The organism is Paenisporosarcina sp. P4_B8 (genome assembly GCF_056402175.1).
In genome coordinates, this window is record NZ_JBFUHX010000030.1 from 1 (window position 1) to 18,079 (window position 18,079).

Genomic DNA, 18,079 nt, shown 5'->3' on the forward strand with positions numbered 1-18,079 from the left:
GGGTTATAATTGGCTAATAAATATTGTCCTATATGTGGAGAGGAAAACGAATGTATGACAGGAAGAGTAGAACACGGTAACTGCTGGTGTGATACAGAAGGCGTATTTCCTATTGGAATCTTTGAGTTAGTTCCTACAGAGAGTATAAGGAAGAATTGTATATGTAAAAAATGTGTAAATAAATATAGGGACGAAGCAAAAATAAAGAAAAATATGTTATGAACAATACGAAGAATTTATGCAATATAAGAAAATGTGCTTGTTTAACTAAACGGTAGCTTTAGTTGAAGAACCGGCTGCCTTTTACAGGGCAGTCTTTTTTTTATGAACCTAGTTAGATACTTCCCAATCGGGGTGTATGTCAACCTAGGATGTATACGTGATACAATCCAGTTGAGTAAGTGAATCGAGCTTTTACGGACGGATCATCTAGTTACTTGTTCAACTAACGGGGCAGTTTAGTTGAATAAGGGTTAGTAAGATATATGATATTAAAAAGGAGAGAAATTATGAAATTTTATATTGCATCTAGCTTAAAAAATATAGACCAGGTTAGATATGTTAGTAAAAAAGGTTAAAAAATAAAGGATTTATCCATACATATGACTGGACTGTAAATGAGAACGTAACAACATTGGAAGAACTAAAGGCAATAGGTCAAAAGGAGAAAAATGCTGTAATAGAAGCGGATTTTGTTGTTGTTTTATTACCAGCAGGAAAAGGAAGTCATATTGAATTAGGTATTGCTATGGGAAATGACAAGAAAATTTATCTTTATTCACCGAACAAAGAAGTAGATTACATTGAAACAACCAGTACATTTTATCATTTACCAGAAATCGAAAAGTGCTTTGGAACAATAGATGAGTTAGTAGATATTATAGACTTAAAATCACAAAGTTTTTTAAGCTAACGGGTGCTTTAGTTGAAGATCATTGGGTTGCTTAAGCAGCTCTTTTTTTTATTGAACTAACGGGGCAGGTTAGTTCAATAAGAATTTTACAATATATACCGTTATCCAAAATTGTCTCTTATAACTACAATAAATAGAAAGTAGAAAAGGAAACTTCCGAAGGAGAGTAAACCATTTTGAACGCCATTAAGTATTTCATTTCACAATTTGTATTTTTTTTCGTAATAATCCTATCTTGTTTTTTCCAAGGTAAATATATAAGCCAGCCATTTACTTATGTAGATGCATTAGCAATCATTACTTTGGTTCCGATACTTTTCCTTACTTTACATCTTTATAGTAAATTGAAAGTACGTATACCACCTATTCGTTCACTTAATAAGATTTTACTTTCTATATTAGCGTTTATTATTGCAACGATTTTTACAGGGGTTTTATCAGGAGAAATAATGTTTTAAATCCTTATTCAACTAACGGGTGCTTTACTTCAATAAGGAGTGAAGCATTTTTCTTATTCAACTAACGCAGCAGTTTAGTTGTATTAATTTTACTGACAGGTTCCTTTGGACCATTTGTATTAACAGCTACACAAGTTTTGATTGTTTTATTCTGCATTATGGTTACTACAATACCTTTAACAATGTTTGTTTATGCTAATAGAATATAGGGGGCGATTATGAAACTTTATATGTTTGATTGTGAAGCACTGCACATAAACTAACGGATGCTTTAGCTCAAAACAATGGTTGTAAAACAACTCTTTTTTCTTCTTCAACTAAAGCAGAAGGTTAGTTGGAGAGTATTGTTTAACTTGTGTTCAACAAGCGGGCCAGACTGTTGAACGAATATCAATACTAGATAGGACCTTTTGTGCTCTTTATATTGATGCAATAACAATTCCTTTTGCAAAATGAAATTAGTGTTCTAACACATTGTGAATTAGTGTGGAGAATGAATCCGAATACCCTGTTTGCTATATTCCTCTACCATGTTAGATGATAATGAACTATCAGTAACGAGCAGGTCAATATCCTTTAGTGGACAAATATTGATGTAAGAAGACGTCTCAAACTTTGATGAATCAGCAACGACTACTTTATATTTTGTCCGTGACATAATGGTTTGAATAACGCCTACTTCATGCATTCTAAAATCCGTTAAACCGTGTTCAAGCGATAATGCATTCACCGTGATAAAAGCAATATCAATATTGAAATTAGACAAGATTTCTTCACATTGTTTCCCATATAAAGTATATTCCTCTGGATTATAAAAGCCGCCGGTGAGGATGACATTGAAATGTCTATTCGTTCCAAGAATCGATAAAATACGAAGATCGTTTGTAATAATGGTTAACCTCTTAAACCTTTCGACAAGGGCTTTTGCAACTTCGATCGTCGTAGTCCCGCCGTTTAGAGCAATCGCTTGCCCCTCTTCAATTAATTCAATTGCTAATGAGGCAACTTCTTGTTTTTTTTCTAGATTTTTGACTTCTCTTTCATTAAAAAGCTTATTTACTACATTATCAGTATTTTGGATTAAAACAGCCCCGCCGTGAACACGTTTCACGTTTCCCTTATTCTCAAGAACCTCTAAATCTCTTCTTACAGTATCGATTGAGACATCCAATAAAGTAGCAAGCTCAGAAGCTTTTGCAGCTTTTTGCTGTTTTAAAAAGGATTCAATCATTTGATGTCTTTGTTCTTGTAACATCACGAAGTACTCCCCCTATTCTTTTATATAACAAGTATAAAAATAATAGCACAAATCAAAAAAAAAGCAAAACAATGCATAGAAAAGCATTTTGTAAAGTTAAAAGTATATATTCTTTATGAAAAAAGTGTAAATGTTATGTAATTAAAGAGTAAAACCCATTGTAAAACCGCAAAAAACGGATTAATATTGCATTTGTAAGCAAGTGAAAACCAAAAAAGAAGGGAACTAACTGAATGGGAAACTATTATAATCCAGTCAAAATTAAAATAGCTACGATAGATATTATCGAGGATGTCTTAAATACAATCAATCCACAAATTAAAAATATTGTCCTTTTACATCGAGGAGGTGATTTTTTAGAAACCGAGGCTGGACATACCCTCTACAAAGGTCTTGAGGATTTTGAGGTCAAACAATTAACGGTGAATATATCCAATCCTGATGTAGAAGACTTGTTTTACTATTATAAACAAATTGAAAGCTTTGATTATCAATGCATAGTAGGAATTGGGGGCGGCAGTGTTCTTGATCTTTCGAAATCTTTAGCTGCCTTAAAGGATATGAAAATAGATTCTACCTCTACTTTACGCTCTATAATTGAACAAAAGCTTTATATAGAAAGTCAAAATTTCGTACCCTGGATTGGGATTCCGACAACCTCAGGTACAGGTTCCGAGGTTACTTGCTGGGCAACAATTTGGGATCGCGCTAACGGAGTGAAAATGTCAGTTGATTGGGAAAAACTATATGCACATACCGCTATCATCGTCCCGGCTCTAACAGCATCATTACCGAAGGGATTAACGGCTGCAACCGCTTTAGATGCTTTATGTCATGCTACTGAGGCTTACTGGTCAAAAAGCTCCAATGAAATTTCAAGAATCTATTCATTAGAAGCGATCAATCGGATTGTCAACAATTTTGAAAGTGTATTAAATCATCCGAATGACATTACATTAAGGAAAGAAATTGCTTTAGGAAGCTTGTATGGAGGTCTAGCCTTTAGCAATACAAGAACAACGGCATGCCATTCAATCTCGTATCCTCTCACATTAGAACTTGGAATGGTTCACGGGATTGCGGCAAGCATCACCTTGGCAAAAGTGATGGAAATCAATTTTGACTCCATTATTGAAAACGATAAGTTGCTTCAAGCCTTTGGAGTAAGCAACGTCAGTGAAATCCAAAAGCTTATCGAGCATTTCCATCAACTATCGGGTTTCTCAAGCAAGCTCAGAGATTATAAGGCGAATGAAGAAATAATCGAAAAAATCGCCAGAAACGCCTTTACAAAGGGCCGAATGGATAATAACTCAGTTGCTTTAACAAAAGAAGATGTCACACAAATTCTACTATCTATTTATTAAGGAAAAGGAGAGAAAAAAATGAAGACTAAATTAATGTTAGTAATACTCTTAGTATTATCTGTTTTATTAACGGCTTGTAGTGGAGGGAATGACAGTGCTGGAGAAGTGGATGATGTGATTAAAATGGTATGGTATCCAAACGAATCTGGTGAAGATATGAAATCATCTCGCGAAGAAATTGGACGACTTATTACAGAGGCTACAGGTAAAAAAGTAGAGCATCAATTAACAACTGACTATGCCATTGCAATTGAAACACTAGTGAATAACAATGCGGACATTGCATTTACGGGTTCACAAAGTTATGTTGAAGCAAATAATAGAAATGATGCGGTTCAAACAATTGCAGTAAAATCTGGTGAATCCGGTACTTTGGATGATGCTAAATATCATAGCTGGTTAGCAGTTAATGTAGACGAGCAGGACAAATACAAAGTAAATGGAGAATTTTCACTTGATACAATTGCTAATACAAAGTTTTCATTCGTATCAAACAGTTCAACATCAGGGTTTAAAGTTCCATCCGCTAATATTATTGCTCATTTCTCACAACAAAAAGAGTATGCAGACTTAACGCCAGAGGATTTAATGGAAGGCGGCCCGTTATTCTCCCAAGTATTATTTGGCAACTCTCACCAAGGTTCCGCAGTTAATTTATTAACTGGTAATGCAGATGTTGCAGCATTTTGTGATACTTGTGTAGAGGATTATGTGGAGATTGCTGAAGGCGATGAAAATACAGTCGGTGCTGTTTATCACGTTAAAGATGATGCAACAGAACCTTTTAATACGGTTGCAGGCAAGGAATTTACATTAATGAGTGCTACACCTGTATTAAATGAACCATTCGTAGTAAACATGGATGTAATCGGTCAAGTGGATTTTGATAAAATTCAAGCCTTATTAACTTCAGATGAATTTGCAAATAATGAAAAAATCTTTGCTCCTGAAGATTCAGAACAGACAGCTTTATTCACTAAAAAGGGTAAAGAAAGACTAATTGCTGTAGAAGATGAATGGTATGATCCAATCCGAGAACTTTCAAAATAATAGACCACTTCATCAATAGGTAAAACTGTATAGGAAGAAGAGTGTGCATAGGGGTATATTCGTTATGTACACTCTTACTTGCTAATTAAACCAAAAAGGAGTCATTTCGAATGTCTTTGTTAAAGGTAGAAGGACTTGGTAAATCATATACAGCAAACAAACAAATACTAAAGAATATTAATTTTGAAATAAAAGCAGGAGAATTTGTTTCTGTCATTGGTCCATCAGGTGCTGGTAAATCGACCATGCTGCGTTGTATGAATCGAATGGTTGAATTTAATGAAGGAATGATTATTTTTAACAATCAAGAAGTTGGAAGTTTAAGTAAAAAAGAATTACGTAAATTGCGAACAAATATTGGGATGGTGTTTCAGCACTATAATCTCGTACATCGTTTGACGGTGATTGAGAATGTGTTACATGGTCGGTTTGGTTATAAAACAACGCTACAAGGACTACTAGGCAGATATACAGAAGAGGAAAAAGAACGTGCCTTTTACCTGTTGGAGAAACTAGGAATTCATGAACATGCTTATAAACGATGTGACCAATTAAGCGGTGGTCAGCAGCAACGTGTAGGGATATGCCGAGCGCTTATTCAAGAACCTAAATTGATTCTATGTGATGAACCAATTGCTTCACTTGATCCGAATTCTTCTAAGGTGATCATGGACCATTTAAAATCGATTAGTACGGAAATGGGCATTACATGTTTAGTGAATTTACACCAAGTGGAAGTGGCACAACACTATTCAGATCGAATTATTGGGTTGAATAGTGGTGAAGTTGTATTTAATGGAAATGGCCGTGAGCTTTCTGACGAACAAATTCACAAAATCTATGGAACCAAAACAAAAGATTTAATAACAGGATAAGGGGAATGACCGTGAATGAAAAAACGATGCGAAAAAGCAGATGGCAGACAGTAATCTTTCTTCTCCTCATCATCGTTCTTACCTATTTATCATCAGTTATTACAACATTTAACTTTGTGGAGGGGATGGCGACAATCCCTGAAGCTATAGGCTGGATCTTTTCTAATTTAATGGTGACACAGGAGTCACTTGATAATTTACCAAAGATCCTAGGGAAATTAGCTGAAACCATCTTTATGTCTATTGCCGCAACAACTATTGCGGCTGTTATTTCTCTCTTCTTAGGGGTATTTGGATCAAAAACAACAAAAGTAAACAACATCTTAAGTGTATTTGCTCGTTTTATTGCTTCAGTATCAAGAAATATTCCAGTTGTCGCATGGTCGCTGGTTTTGCTCATTTCTTTTGGACAAAATTCAGTAACAGGCTTTCTCGCTCTATTTGTGGGAACGGTAGGTTTTTTAACAAGGGCATTTATCGAATCTATTGATGAAGCCAGCCAAAGTTCTGTTGAAGCATTAACTGCAACGGGGGCAACCTATTTCCAAATTGTGAGTAAAGCTGTCATTCCACAATGTCTACCACAGATGATCAGCTGGGTATTGTTCATGGTTGAAACGAATATTAGAAATGCCACATTGGTGGGAATCTTAACGGCTACGGGAATAGGATATACCTTTGATATGTATTATAAAATGTTAAATTATAATGCGGTAGCACTTGTGACACTATGTATTGTCATTACCGTCATTATTGTGGATATTATATCAAATTATATACGGAAGGTGATTCTATAATGGAAGAAACCTATATTAAAAGAAAGAAAGACGGCCGTATTCGTACAAAATCGGGTAACAAAGGTGATCAAGTTCTAAGATGGACGTTAATGATTCTAACAGTTATGACAGTTATTTCTTTTCTATTTTTTAACTATGCAGGGCTGGAATTAGGTTCAGCGATTTCGGAAACAGCTTATAACTTAAAAGTGATGTTTCTTGAACCAAAATTAAGTCATTTTGATTTAGGCGAAGCCGTCTATCAAGTTGGGATTACACTTGGTTTAGCATTTCTAGCTACGATTATCGGAGGCATTATAGCCTTTTTCCTTTCTTTGATGGCCGCAACGAATTTAGCTCCTGCATGGGTATCGAGAATCGTTCGTATATTTGTTGCTGTTATTCGGGCTGTTCCAACGGTATTATGGGTGTTAATCTTTGCGATTTCCGCTGGGTTGGGAAGTGAAGCGGCGGTTCTTGGTATGTTATTTCATTCTATCGCTTATTTAGTTAAAGCATTTTCTGAGGCATTTGAAGAAGTCGATAAGGGAATCTTTGAGGCGCTGCAATCAACTGGTGCGAACTGGTGGCATATCGTAAGAAGCGGTGTTATACCGTCTACTTTTACCTATTTGTTATCATGGATTTTCTTGCGATTTGAGATTAATTTTGGTGTAGCAGTAGCAATGGGGGCAGCAGCTGGAGCAGGCGGAATCGGATTTGAGCTTTTTATGGCATCTAGCTTCTACTTCGATCTGCGGGAGGTTGGCTTTATTACCTACGCAATTCTAATTATTGCCATTCTATTAGAAGTCTTTTCAACCCGATTGAAAAAACGTTACTTTCCAACAACTTCTGACTAGTTCATAAATGAAGGAGAATAAAGAGAACCATGAATCACTATAAACTTTTAACACCCGGTCCGTTGACAACGACAAGCAGTGTGAAAGAGGAAATGCTTTTAGACCGTTGTACTTGGGATAATGATTATAAAGCTATTACACAAAAAATAAGAGCTAAGCTTCTTAAATTGGCAGGGGCTGACCAAGAAGAATATACTACTGTACTCATGCAGGGAAGTGGCACGTTTGCGGTTGAAGCTGTGATGAATACCACAATTTCGAATCAAGATAAGGTTTTAATTATAACGAACGGTGCCTATGGAGAAAGACTTGTAAAAATAGCAAAATATATTGGACTAGCATTTAGGGAATACAGCACCGCCTACAATGAATACCCGAATGAAGATGAAGTTAGAAAAATTTTACAAGAGGATCCAGGTATTACACATATTGTCATGGTCCATTGTGAAACTACAACAGGCATATTAAATCCAATTGAGATGATTTCAAAACTATCAAAGGAATTTGAGAAAACGTTAATCATTGATGCCATGAGCAGTTTCGGTGGAATGGAGATTAATGTTCCTGAACTAGGGATTGATTATTTAATTAGCAGTGCCAATAAATGCATTCAAGGGGTTCCAGGTTTTGCTTTTGTCGTTGCTAGATTAGAGAAGCTAATAGCTTGTGAAGGTAATTCGCAAAGTTTGTCATTAGATTTATATGATCAATGGAAGGAAATGGACAAGGACGGGAAATGGCGTTTTACTTCTCCGACACATGTAGTGGCTGCGTTTTCTAAGGCCCTTGATGAATTAGATGAAGAAGGTGGCATTCCAGCAAGGTTTTCACGTTATCAGAATAATAATCGAATGTTAAGAGATCGACTTGAAAAAATAGGATTTCAAGCTTATTTATCAGAAGAAAAACAATCTCCTATTATTACAACCTTTCTTTTTCCGGATGATTGCTTTAATTTTGAACACTTTTATACATTTGTTAAGGAGAGAGGCTATGTACTTTATCCGGGTAAATTGACGAATGAAAATACATTTCGAATCGGAAATATTGGTGAGATTTACCAAGCTGATATTGAAGAATTATGCAATATTATAGAATCTTACATGGGAGTGATGAAAAAATGAACAAAGTAGAAGGAGTTATTTTTGATTGGGCTGGGACAACAGTCGATTTTGGTTGCTTTGCACCAGTAAACGTGTTTATTGATATTTTTAAAAATGCAGGTATTGAAGTAACCATGGAAGAAGCAAGAGAACCAATGGGGATGTTGAAAATTGACCATATTCGCGCGATGCTGTCCATGCCTAGAATCTCGACAAAATGGGAAGAAAAATACAAAAGACCATTTAATGAACAAGATGTAGAGAATCTATATACTGAATTTGTACCTGCACTCATGTCTTCCTTAATCGAGTATACAGATCCTATTCCAGAGGTTGTGGAGACTGTGCAAATATTAAGAAACCAAGGATTGAAAATCGGTTCAACAACAGGATATACACAAACTATGATGGATGTTGTTGTTCCTAATGCTTTGAAAAAAGGCTATAGTCCAGATTTTTATATTACACCGGATGGAACAAATTCTATTGGAAGACCGTATCCTTATATGATATATCGCAATATGGAAGTATTAGAATTATCAGCATCATGGAAGGTAGTAAAAGTAGGAGATACTACCTCAGATATTAAAGAGGCGGTTAATGCAGGCGTTTGGTCAGTGGGTGTCGTGATCGGCAGCTCTGAAATGGGATTAAGTTTAGATGAATTTAATGCTCTATGTAAAGAAGAACAAGAGAAAGTGATCTCTAAAACAGAAAAATCCTTTTTACAAAATGGAGCAGATTTTACAATCAAATCGATGAGCGAATTGCCACCATTAATTGAGAGAATCCATCACCTTATTTCAGATGGAAAAAGACCTAATGCTAAATAAGCTAAACTAAAAGATTGACGGGGGTAGTAACTTTAGTCAGCTACGGACATAATAGTTAAGTCAGTTAACGCTAAAGGTTTAGAAAAGATTAAATCAACCACGTCAACACCTTGTCTGACTGGAATCAAAGATGCCGATGGATGAATACTATATAGCTGATACATAGTTATATAATTAAAGACAATAGGTGATAGCCTGTTAGGAAAATGAATATTCTGTATCGGACAACTAAGAGCAAACCTTTAATACAGGTTTTGCTCTTTTTTTATTCCGGATATTTTTGACAACCGGAACACCCCTAGATTCTAGAATTTCCATTACTATCATCATTTGAGAATGATACATGGAAATGGCTTGTTGCACTAACGAGGGCGTCTCTTTCTTATTCAACTAACGGGTGCTTTAGTTGAAGAACCAGCTGCCTTTTACATGGCAGTCTTTTTTTAATGAACCTAGTTGAATACTTCCCAATCGGGGTGTTATGTCAACCTAGGCTGTATGCGAGATGCATGCCAGTTCGGCGATTGGATTGATGTTTTGATTGTGTAACAAAAAACCCCCTAATGAGTAATTGCTTTCACAACATTGTTTAAATTGTATTCAGGGATATTTCCGGCTGCCTTTACAGGGCAGCTTTTCTTATTGAATTAAAGGGTAATTAAGTTGGTTGAACATCCCTGAACTGGGATTATGTCAAGCTACTGTGTATGCTTATGCCAGTTGCGTGATTGAATCGAGGTTTTACGGACGGATCATCCAGTTGCTTGTTCAAATAACAGGGCAGTTTAGTTGAAAAACTAATTTTGGGAGACGTATCTTTTTTACTCTTTGCGGGGAAGAAAATGAAATAAAAAAAGGCTGTAACAAACTGCCAATCGGAGGTGAAGTAACAGCTAGATGGACTTCTACAGGTAAGAAAATCCATGATGTAAACAAAAACTCTCTCTTTTTTAAGAGGGAGTTTTTTCTTTTACGTTTGAATTAGAAGAGAAGAATGAAATTAAAAGTTTTAGAATTATTTAAATTTTTGATCATATAATCAGACAATTAAAATTGAAGCATTCCGAGCTACTTAAGCAATGTAAGTAGCTCTTTTATTGCATTATCAACAAATGATCGTTTTGGACGAGATTTCATTATTACGGTTAGTCCAATTAACGATACGATTAGCGCCTGTGCTAAGGCCTTCGCGTTTACATCGGTCTCGAGTTCACCTGATTGTATACCTCGTTCAATGGTTTCTTGAAATATGATTGAAAGGTACATTTGATGTTCCCTTGTAAGAATTTCAAATTTCTCATCATGAGGCGCAAGTTCGACCATCGTATTAATGCAAAAGCATCCTCTACTTCGACTTTCAGTGTATTCCTCAGCAACCACTTCTTCAAAAAAAGTGCAAAATGCTTCTTTTACTGATGGAAAGTTTTGAAATCTGGTTCGGATATCAGAAGCACGGAACATCGTGTATTTGCGTAGAGCGGCTTCGAACAAATCTTTTTTACCCCCAAAGGTAGAGTAAATACTGGGTCGTTGAATTCCCATTCTGGAAGTTAAATCACTTAATGAGGTTGCTTCATATCCCTTCTCCCAGAATAGTTGCATAGCTGCATCTAATACTCTTTCTTCGTCAAATTCGCGGGTTCGTCCCATAGTCAAAACCTCTCGTTACTCTTGATTTTTATATGTTTAATTATATCTATCATATGAAACTGCCAATTGCCATTAATTACGTACTGAACAGTATATTATAAACATATATTTTTCACTTAATATTGTCAAATGTAGGCTAGTTAAACCTAACATGGGATTTCCAATTACAAAGACGTGATTACCCAAAATATAATATGTACGTTGACATAATTAGTTTCTGTGGGTTATATTTGCCAAGTAATATAACATACTGTTCGGTACGTTATATTTCTCCGTATCTAAAATTAATGGAAAAAGGGGTGTACACATTGGGGGGAATTAAAGAAAAAATAGCAGTCAATGCAGAGATAAAAGCGATTTCGACTCGGGGAGCATTTATCTCATCTGATTCAGTCCGTGTCTCTTCCATGTCTCGTAAAGTGTCATTATTATTTGCGGCTGCCTGTGGGATGTCAGTCGCCAACATCTACTTCGCACAGCCGCTACTAGATCAGCTGTCGAGTGAGTTTGGTATCGACCAGTCCATCATTGGAATTGTTATTACCATCACTCAAATCTTTTATGGATTAGGATTGCTGCTGTTAGTGCCGCTTGGTGATTTGCTGAACCAGCGCTTCTTGATTATCGGCCAGATGTTATTATCCATAATAGTCTTGGTTATAGTTGGTACTGCTTCCACCAGCACGATACTATTTGCAGGAATGGCTTTAGTGGGACTTCTTGCGGTCGTAACTCAGACTCTTGTGGCGTTCGCAGCATCTATGGCTGCTCCTGCCGAACGAGGACGTGTCGTTGGTATTGTAACAAGCGGGATTGTAATCGGCATACTACTTGCGCGCTCCTTTGCAGGAATATTAACGGATGTTGCGGGTTGGCGTTCCGTATATCTAGTCTCTGCTGTGCTAATGCTTTTTATGGTGTGTATGTTTTTTAGGGTATTGCCCAATGTTGAGCGAGAGGTAAAGTCATTGTCCTATCCTAAGTTGCTTAGATCGGTACTTATATTGTTTAAACAAGAACGGATCTTACGCATCCGCTCTGTTCTTGCCCTGCTGATTTTTGCTGATTTCAGCATTTTGTGGACTTCACTCGTACTACCCCTTAGCACTCCGCCATTTTCTCTTTCGCATAGCGCAATCGGAGCACTTGGTCTTGTAGGAGTGGCTGGGGCTTTATCTGCAGCTCGAGCAGGGAAGCTAGCTGATCGGGGTTACGGACAGAGAACGACGGGCATTGCTTTGATTCTATTGTTGATTTCATGGTTTTTCATCAGCTATACAGAGCAGTCTCTATTCGCATTAGTTATAGGTATTGTTCTGCTTGACATGGCTGTACAAGCCATACATGTTACTAATCAAACTATGATTCTTCCATTGCGACCGGAGGCACGTAGTCGGCTAACTGCCGGGTACATGGTGTTTTATTCTATCGGCAGTGCTAGCGGTTCAATTGCTTCTACCCAAATGTATGCGAATTATGGTTGGGAAGGAGTATGCTTGCTCGGGGCGTCAGTTAGTGCTTTAGCTCTTCTATTTTGGGCAATGACTAGGCGCGATACGGCTTCCGCATAAAAATAAGCCTGTGTCTTATCATATCCAGATTCAACATCTACTAATTAGTTTAATATTCATCTTTTCGGGCTTATTTTTAAAACATAAACCACCAGAAAAAATTAACCCAATATATGGGTGCGGAACATTCCGTTCCATGAAAAACGCCGATTTGTGGAAAAAGGGGAATGAATTTAGTGCTGAAATCATGATAAAACATGGCCTAATCATGATTTTTATAGGTAGTTTAATTAGTTTAATATTCAATCAACCCCAAAATGCCATACTCACAATTATGGGAATGATGATTGTCTTAATCATCATTCTGGTTATTAGAGTAGAGAGAAAAACTAAAACATCTAGATAAAAGGTAGCATGATAGAATCCCTCTTTAACTAACGGATGCTTTAGTTGAATAAGAAAAAAGAAAAAAGCTAACGTCTGAGAAAAGATGTTAGCTTTCGGTATTTACAGGTTTGCTCCGCATGTATCGTTTAACGCAAATAACCCACCATTCTTGTAACGCCAAAAACCCTTGATATATAAAGGTTTTAGGCKTTTTTTGTTTAGGTGTTAAGGTTATAGAAAGAAGGATTAACGCAAAAACGACTGAAAATCGAGCAAATACGAAGGAATTAATGAAGATAAGGGTTGTTTTCGATCGAGTTTAACCTGAATATAAGGGTTTTGCAGAAACGGATGAAATATATTTTATGAAATCAGCGAGAGTAATCGGTGAAGTCATTGGGAATTTAAATCAATATATTGGCGACCAGTTTGTTAAATATAGAGTGAGACATTTAATAATGAATGGAGTCTATGAAATAGAAGGTATTCCAAAAGCAATGAGGTTTTACAGTGTGAAACTCGGTTAATCTTCTTAAACTAACGGATGCTTTAGTCAAGTAGAGCAACGTCTTTTAAGACGTAGCTACACTTACATTGAAAAGTTCGTATGTTTCCTTCTTCGTGGGACCAACGGAATAACGATTTCAGAAATCGGATTCTATGTGCAAGACTGGCTGGTTTTAAATGCTTCCCTGAAATCGCAAGGTATTCTTTCAATTGAATTGTGTCCAGAGTTGTTATTTCAATATCCTTAAAATATTCAATAAGTAAAGACAATTGGAGCCATAAGCCTTTAATCCTTTTATCAGATTCAAATGCTTCCCATGCTTTTGACAGTAGCAATTTTGTTCCTCCTAAAAAAAGTATCGTTAAAGGAAATATTGCCAATTCTATCGAAATTAAGACATATTGATAGTTTACTAACGGACAGGTTAGTCGAAGAGTTCGGTATGCAAAGCGTTAGGCTTTCAAAAGATGAATGGGAATGGAGGGTTAATGTGTATTTGCTTCTTTCAATAGTTTTGAGTACGATTTTAGGATTTGTTTTACTTACTATGGGACCACTTATAGGCGGGGTCATTGCTTTTGGAATAGTTGCTGGTTGTATATTTAGAGGATTGTATTTACTAAATGATATACATAATAGTATTTTATCTAAATCTCCAAAAAAAGATAAAGTCCAACAGGCATATGAAAATTATTTAAAGGAACGAGATAAAGATTTTAATTAAACTGATGCGTTAGTTAGAGATCATCGAGTGATTAAGAAGCCTTTTTTTATTGAACTAACGGGGCAGTTTACTTGAAGAAGAGCATTAGAATAATTAGGGGATTGGGGGAGTTCTAATTTGGACTTTTGGAGGATACTTATATTTTTAATGATTTTATATAGCGTTTTTTCTGCTTGGAAAGGTTTTAGAAAAAAGCTTAAAAAAGCAGAAGGTGAAGAAGAAATATGGCATGCATTTGTTCCTTTTCTCCTGATGATAATTTTATTTCTTATAGCAATTGCAGTATTTATTTTTTAAGCTAACGGGGCAGTTTAGTTCAATAAAAATTAGTTGTGAAGGAACTGGGGTGTAGAATTGAAAAATAAGTATTTAATAGCAACAGTAGTTATCTTATTATATTCTCTGATAGGTCATTTTTTAAATATTGAAATTTTAAAGGTAGTTACTATTAGTAAAGATGAATTTAGGATTGGTATTTTAGGTGTTGTTATATGCATTTTTACACTTAACTTTATTTCTCGATTTTGCAAGATAGATTTTAAATAATAGGATGTTCTTTACTTTTTCTTATTCAACTAACGGGTACTTTAATTAAAGATCATAGGGCTGATTGTCAGCCCTTTTCTTATTGAACTAACGCAGCAGGTTAGTTGAAGAAGGATTATTATAAATAAAACAGCATATAAATATTGTGGCATCAAATGTCAATATTAAATCAAGTGGAAATGGAGGGAATTTAATATGACACACCCAGCATTAAAAATGTACAATTACCACGTATGGGCAAATGGAGTTATAATTGATCGTTTAAAAGAACTTCCAAAGGAAATTTATCATAAGGAAATTCAGAGTGGTTTTTCTTCGGTATCAAAGGTGTTGTCTCACATTTATCTCACAGATTATGCATGGTTTGACATTATCTCAGGTAAAAGTATGAATGATGCAATGGCGTTCACGAATCAATTAAGAGAACAGGTGGAAACGAAAAGTATTGAGGAAATGAAAAAAATATTTCTAGACTTAGCTGAACGAAACAAAGCACTTCTGAACAGTCAAGAAGATATTGAAAAGTTGATTGTGGTGGATAATCCATATGCTGGGTTGCTTGAAACTTCTATTTCTGAATCGGTACTACACGTTGTCACTCACGGATCATATCACCGTGGCAATATAGCTACTATGTTGCGGCAAATGGGGCACACCTCCGTCATGCAAGATTTTGGACTTTACCTATATTCAAAATAGAAGAGAGTAACTCAAGCACCATCCACTTTAGTTGGAACAGTTCTTCAACTAACGGGTGCTTTACTTCAATAAGGAGTGAAGCCTTTTTTCTCATTGAACTAACGGGGCAGGTTAGTTGAAGAAAGACCAAGGGGGAATGTTATGGGATTACAATGGTTATGTAGACAATTAGTAGATAAAAATAGGTTATTTGACTCGGTGAAGAAGAAATTTCTAATAACATTGTTTATCTTAATTGTGGTTAGCGGTTGTTCAAGTCGCGATTCTACTCAAGAAACAGCTCCAGGGCCAGCAGTTACTCCTGAACAAGCTGAAGAATTAGCGATGAATGAATATGGCATTACTAAAATCGAAAAGATTGAGCTAAGACCTCTCACTGAAAATGAATTGAATAATCTCAGTGATGAACAATTAGAATTAACTCCAGTGTATTTTGTAATCACTGGACTAATAGAGAAAGAGCAGGTAACTGTTTATGTTTCTTCTAATGAGATAAATCATCATTTTACTAAAAGGGCAGTTTAGGGTATCCCTACAACATAATAGTCTTCTTCAACTAACGGGTGCTTTACTTCAATAAGGAGTGAAGCTTTTTTTCTTATTGAACTAACGGGTTAGTTGAAGTAGAAAAATTTTTCGAAACTAATATGTCTCAAATACGTATAGTTGATGGAGGAGGATTCCCATCATGTTGTATTTATTCATTTTATTTCTAGCTACTCAATTAGGTATTTGGATTAGGTATTTTGTTAAAGGGGTTATTGAACTTTCACAATTGGGCCTTAGCTGTTTGTTTTTAGTAGCTGCGGTAGTATTTTTTATTATTGAAATTATTCAAAGTAAAAAAGATGCACAGTTTAAACCAAAATCAGAAGATCTTTGGCAAACAAGATTAACAGAACGTACTAAAACGACGGAAAAGAAACTTACAAAAGGCAATCAACGTATTTTTCGCTATAGGCGGTATTATCCTACTTTTTGGCAACGTTTATTTGTTGAGTTGGTAAATGCCCCCGATAAATATATCCATCTGGCTTTTTTTAATGAAACCAAGCGAGTGGAGTGGCAAGAGTATAGTAAATTTACTTCTAACAAAGCTGTTTGGAAAGTAATAGAGAATGGCTTAGAAATCGCGGAAGCTCGTTATACCTCGAAGATAAAAGATAAACTAAATTTTGAGGATAAGTTAGCCATCTATATTCAAGACGAAACCTATCAATTACTATCCTATAAAGTGAGTAATCAAGTTTTGGTTTATAAAGATTCACAAAAGATTAGCGAAGCCGATTTGTCAAAATTAGTGATGGGAAATTTAGAGTTTCGCATACATGATACGAACGAAGAACTATTAGCCATGGCAATTGTGCTATTTCAATATTTACATAAAAGTGGCTGAATAGTTGAAGGTGCACATAGAAAGTACATAATAAATAGTTTTATCTGAAGCCACTACTTTACTGATTTATGGAATTTCCGAAATGTTGGAGATTCCCTGATAGTGATAAATAATTAAAGGTRAAAGATTCTTCTTAAACTAACGGGGCAGGTTAGTTGAATAAGAAACTATATTCAGTTGGATAATTATGATAATATTAGAAATAACAGTAACGGGTGTTAAAGAAGAATTTCCTTGAAGCACGCAGTTTCGTATGCAGTCGCTTATAAAATGGGAGGTAATTTCTTGATACCGATAATTCTATCAATATTACTAATAGGCAGTCTTATTTTTTCCAGTTTCGTTGTAGTTCAAAAAAGAAAACAAGCTGGTGTAACAGGGATGAAAAGTGCAGTATCCTCTATATGCCTCTTTCTGATTGCTATAACCAGCCTTTTAGCTTATTGGTTAAATTTTATGGGAATATTGAGTTGGGCTATTATTTTAATTTTGTTGATTTTAGGTGCTTATTTTACAAAGTACAGTGTTACACCTGAAAAAATCTAGGTCAGCATTCATAGTGCTGGCTCTTTTTTTGCACTCTTGGACCATATAATGCATTTCTTATTGAACTAACGGGGCAGGTTAGCGAAGTATTATTAAATATAATGGAGGTTTTTTTATGAGGATTTTATGGTGGATTCTTTCTTTAATACCTGCACCTTTCTTCTTTCATTCTTACGAATATGAGCAACATATTAAGGGTGAAGAAGCTTCTTTTTTATTTATAGGTTCTGTATTGTTCGTTGTTATAATTGGGTTTTTGTCTAGTTACATAAAAATTGGTTACGTTATCTTGGTCAATATTATTACAGGGTTATTATCAATATTTTTGGCTATGTATTTTATCCCTAATGATGGTTGGTTTAAGCCAGTAGGTAGAGATGTAGCAGTTATATTTGTGGCAGTTGTTTTGTTAATAGGGCAATTAATAATAAGGGGAGTTTCAAGGACAATATTGATAAAAAAGGAATAAGTGCTTTACTTCAATAAGGAGTGAAGCCTTTTTTCTTATTGAACTAACGGGGCAGTTTAGTTAAATAAGGACAAACCCCCTTTATTAGAGAATTTATAAAAATATAGGGTGGTTCAATCAAGTAACAAAAATGGTGGAGGTATATTA

The 18,079-nt window shown here is 35.5% G+C and carries 22 protein-coding genes; 19 read left to right on the forward strand and 3 right to left on the reverse strand.

Annotated features, from left to right (window positions below; all coding sequences use genetic code 11):
- The first annotated feature begins 9 nt into the window (after positions 1-9).
- Positions 10-222, forward strand: coding sequence for a cysteine-rich CWC family protein (locus tag AC1DSK_RS16670; protein ID WP_477598400.1), 213 nt, complete (start codon positions 10-12; stop codon positions 220-222).
- 412 nt (positions 223-634) lie between these two features.
- Positions 635-913 (forward strand): hypothetical protein, encoded by a 279-nt coding sequence (locus AC1DSK_RS16675; protein ID WP_477548816.1) that lies wholly within the window; start codon positions 635-637, stop codon positions 911-913.
- Positions 914-1,852: 939 nt separating this feature from the next.
- On the opposite strand, the gene AC1DSK_RS16680 is transcribed toward AC1DSK_RS16675, so the two are convergent.
- On the reverse strand, positions 1,853-2,626 hold the full coding sequence (locus AC1DSK_RS16680; RefSeq protein ID WP_477598405.1) for a DeoR/GlpR family DNA-binding transcription regulator: 774 nt from the start codon (positions 2,624-2,626) through the stop codon (positions 1,853-1,855).
- 236 nt (positions 2,627-2,862) lie between these two features.
- On the opposite strand from AC1DSK_RS16680, the gene AC1DSK_RS16685 reads away from it, so the two are divergent.
- From AC1DSK_RS16685 to phnX, 7 genes are all read left to right on the forward strand, one after another.
- The gene (locus tag AC1DSK_RS16685) at positions 2,863-3,996 is read left to right on the forward strand and encodes a phosphonoacetaldehyde reductase (protein WP_477548800.1); all 1,134 of its coding nucleotides are present in this window, start codon (positions 2,863-2,865) and stop codon (positions 3,994-3,996) included.
- Positions 3,997-4,014: 18 nt separating this feature from the next.
- The gene (locus AC1DSK_RS16690; RefSeq protein WP_477548801.1) at positions 4,015-5,046 is read left to right on the forward strand and encodes a PhnD/SsuA/transferrin family substrate-binding protein; all 1,032 of its coding nucleotides are present in this window, start codon (positions 4,015-4,017) and stop codon (positions 5,044-5,046) included.
- A gap of 110 nt (positions 5,047-5,156) precedes the next feature.
- Positions 5,157-5,921 carry a phosphonate ABC transporter ATP-binding protein gene (gene phnC, locus AC1DSK_RS16695; RefSeq protein ID WP_477548802.1) on the forward strand — a complete coding sequence of 255 codons (765 nt, stop codon included), beginning with the start codon at positions 5,157-5,159 and terminating at the stop codon, positions 5,919-5,921.
- 11 nt (positions 5,922-5,932) lie between these two features.
- Positions 5,933-6,718 (forward strand): phosphonate ABC transporter, permease protein PhnE, encoded by a 786-nt coding sequence (gene phnE, locus AC1DSK_RS16700; protein WP_477548803.1) that lies wholly within the window; start codon positions 5,933-5,935, stop codon positions 6,716-6,718.
- Positions 6,718-7,560 (forward strand): ABC transporter permease subunit, encoded by an 843-nt coding sequence (locus AC1DSK_RS16705; protein WP_477533081.1) that lies wholly within the window; start codon positions 6,718-6,720, stop codon positions 7,558-7,560. Before phnE ends, AC1DSK_RS16705 begins: the two co-directional genes overlap by 1 nt.
- A 29-nt stretch (positions 7,561-7,589) precedes the next feature.
- Positions 7,590-8,684, forward strand: coding sequence for a 2-aminoethylphosphonate--pyruvate transaminase (gene phnW, locus AC1DSK_RS16710; RefSeq protein ID WP_477548565.1), 1,095 nt, complete (start codon positions 7,590-7,592; stop codon positions 8,682-8,684).
- Positions 8,681-9,496 carry a phosphonoacetaldehyde hydrolase gene (phnX, locus tag AC1DSK_RS16715; protein ID WP_477548566.1) on the forward strand — a complete coding sequence of 272 codons (816 nt, stop codon included), beginning with the start codon at positions 8,681-8,683 and terminating at the stop codon, positions 9,494-9,496. The genes phnW and phnX overlap by 4 nt, the downstream gene beginning before the upstream one ends.
- 1,068 nt (positions 9,497-10,564) lie before the next feature.
- On the opposite strand, the gene AC1DSK_RS16720 is transcribed toward phnX, so the two are convergent.
- Entirely contained in the window at positions 10,565-11,146 is a 582-nt protein-coding gene (locus AC1DSK_RS16720) for a TetR/AcrR family transcriptional regulator (RefSeq protein ID WP_477548567.1), read from the reverse strand.
- Between the two features lie 347 nt (positions 11,147-11,493).
- Between AC1DSK_RS16720 and AC1DSK_RS16725 the strand changes: the two genes are divergently transcribed.
- The 3 genes from AC1DSK_RS16725 to AC1DSK_RS16735 all read left to right on the forward strand — a co-directional run bounded on the left by AC1DSK_RS16725 (position 11,494) and on the right by AC1DSK_RS16735 (position 13,571).
- Positions 11,494-12,717 carry an MFS transporter gene (locus AC1DSK_RS16725; RefSeq protein ID WP_477548603.1) on the forward strand — a complete coding sequence of 408 codons (1,224 nt, stop codon included), beginning with the start codon at positions 11,494-11,496 and terminating at the stop codon, positions 12,715-12,717.
- A gap of 10 nt (positions 12,718-12,727) precedes the next feature.
- Positions 12,728-13,063 (forward strand): SdpI family protein, encoded by a 336-nt coding sequence (locus AC1DSK_RS16730; protein WP_477548568.1) that lies wholly within the window; start codon positions 12,728-12,730, stop codon positions 13,061-13,063.
- A 346-nt stretch (positions 13,064-13,409) separates the two neighbouring features.
- The gene (locus AC1DSK_RS16735) at positions 13,410-13,571 is read left to right on the forward strand and encodes a DUF3658 domain-containing protein (RefSeq protein ID WP_477548569.1); all 162 of its coding nucleotides are present in this window, start codon (positions 13,410-13,412) and stop codon (positions 13,569-13,571) included.
- A 22-nt stretch (positions 13,572-13,593) separates the two neighbouring features.
- Here the strand turns inward: AC1DSK_RS16735 and AC1DSK_RS16740 are convergent, their stop codons facing one another.
- Positions 13,594-13,887, reverse strand: coding sequence for a hypothetical protein (locus tag AC1DSK_RS16740; RefSeq protein ID WP_477548570.1), 294 nt, complete (start codon positions 13,885-13,887; stop codon positions 13,594-13,596).
- Positions 13,888-13,994: 107 nt separating this feature from the next.
- Here AC1DSK_RS16740 and AC1DSK_RS16745 point away from each other — a divergent pair, with 107 nt between their 5' ends.
- From AC1DSK_RS16745 to AC1DSK_RS16775, 7 genes are all read left to right on the forward strand, one after another.
- On the forward strand, positions 13,995-14,276 hold the full coding sequence (locus AC1DSK_RS16745; protein ID WP_477598403.1) for a hypothetical protein: 282 nt from the start codon (positions 13,995-13,997) through the stop codon (positions 14,274-14,276).
- A gap of 117 nt (positions 14,277-14,393) precedes the next feature.
- Positions 14,394-14,573 (forward strand): hypothetical protein, encoded by a 180-nt coding sequence (locus AC1DSK_RS16750; RefSeq protein ID WP_477548572.1) that lies wholly within the window; start codon positions 14,394-14,396, stop codon positions 14,571-14,573.
- Positions 14,574-15,017: 444 nt separating this feature from the next.
- Positions 15,018-15,521, forward strand: a complete 504-nt coding sequence (locus tag AC1DSK_RS16755; RefSeq protein ID WP_342543639.1) for a DinB family protein — start codon at positions 15,018-15,020, stop codon at positions 15,519-15,521.
- A 141-nt stretch (positions 15,522-15,662) separates the two neighbouring features.
- On the forward strand, positions 15,663-16,046 hold the full coding sequence (locus AC1DSK_RS16760; RefSeq protein WP_477548573.1) for a hypothetical protein: 384 nt from the start codon (positions 15,663-15,665) through the stop codon (positions 16,044-16,046).
- Between the two features lie 163 nt (positions 16,047-16,209).
- Positions 16,210-16,917 (forward strand): hypothetical protein, encoded by a 708-nt coding sequence (locus AC1DSK_RS16765; protein WP_477548574.1) that lies wholly within the window; start codon positions 16,210-16,212, stop codon positions 16,915-16,917.
- A gap of 285 nt (positions 16,918-17,202) precedes the next feature.
- Positions 17,203-17,463 (forward strand): hypothetical protein, encoded by a 261-nt coding sequence (locus tag AC1DSK_RS16770; RefSeq protein WP_477548575.1) that lies wholly within the window; start codon positions 17,203-17,205, stop codon positions 17,461-17,463.
- Between the two features lie 115 nt (positions 17,464-17,578).
- Positions 17,579-17,932, forward strand: coding sequence for a hypothetical protein (locus AC1DSK_RS16775; RefSeq protein WP_477548576.1), 354 nt, complete (start codon positions 17,579-17,581; stop codon positions 17,930-17,932).
- Positions 17,933-18,079: the final 147 nt, after the last annotated feature.

What these genes read in the sequence shown, in the direction of transcription:
- phnC (WP_477548802.1), top strand. Translation starts at nt 5,157, where the DNA reads ATGTCTTTGTTAAAGGTAGAAGGACTTGGTAAATCATATACAGCAAAC.
- AC1DSK_RS16690 (WP_477548801.1), top strand. Translation starts at nt 4,015, where the DNA reads ATGAAGACTAAATTAATGTTAGTAATACTCTTAGTATTATCTGTTTTA.
- AC1DSK_RS16745 (WP_477598403.1), top strand. Translation starts at nt 13,995, where the DNA reads ATGCAAAGCGTTAGGCTTTCAAAAGATGAATGGGAATGGAGGGTTAAT.
- phnW (WP_477548565.1), top strand. Translation starts at nt 7,590, where the DNA reads ATGAATCACTATAAACTTTTAACACCCGGTCCGTTGACAACGACAAGC.
- AC1DSK_RS16755 (WP_342543639.1), top strand. Translation starts at nt 15,018, where the DNA reads ATGACACACCCAGCATTAAAAATGTACAATTACCACGTATGGGCAAAT.
- AC1DSK_RS16735 (WP_477548569.1), top strand. Translation starts at nt 13,410, where the DNA reads ATGAAATCAGCGAGAGTAATCGGTGAAGTCATTGGGAATTTAAATCAA.
- phnX (WP_477548566.1), top strand. Translation starts at nt 8,681, where the DNA reads ATGAACAAAGTAGAAGGAGTTATTTTTGATTGGGCTGGGACAACAGTC.
- AC1DSK_RS16760 (WP_477548573.1), top strand. Translation starts at nt 15,663, where the DNA reads ATGGGATTACAATGGTTATGTAGACAATTAGTAGATAAAAATAGGTTA.
- AC1DSK_RS16680 (WP_477598405.1), bottom strand. Translation starts at nt 2,626, where the DNA reads ATGTTACAAGAACAAAGACATCAAATGATTGAATCCTTTTTAAAACAG.
- AC1DSK_RS16775 (WP_477548576.1), top strand. Translation starts at nt 17,579, where the DNA reads ATGAGGATTTTATGGTGGATTCTTTCTTTAATACCTGCACCTTTCTTC.
- AC1DSK_RS16705 (WP_477533081.1), top strand. Translation starts at nt 6,718, where the DNA reads ATGGAAGAAACCTATATTAAAAGAAAGAAAGACGGCCGTATTCGTACA.
- AC1DSK_RS16765 (WP_477548574.1), top strand. Translation starts at nt 16,210, where the DNA reads ATGTTGTATTTATTCATTTTATTTCTAGCTACTCAATTAGGTATTTGG.
- AC1DSK_RS16720 (WP_477548567.1), bottom strand. Translation starts at nt 11,146, where the DNA reads ATGGGACGAACCCGCGAATTTGACGAAGAAAGAGTATTAGATGCAGCT.
- AC1DSK_RS16685 (WP_477548800.1), top strand. Translation starts at nt 2,863, where the DNA reads ATGGGAAACTATTATAATCCAGTCAAAATTAAAATAGCTACGATAGAT.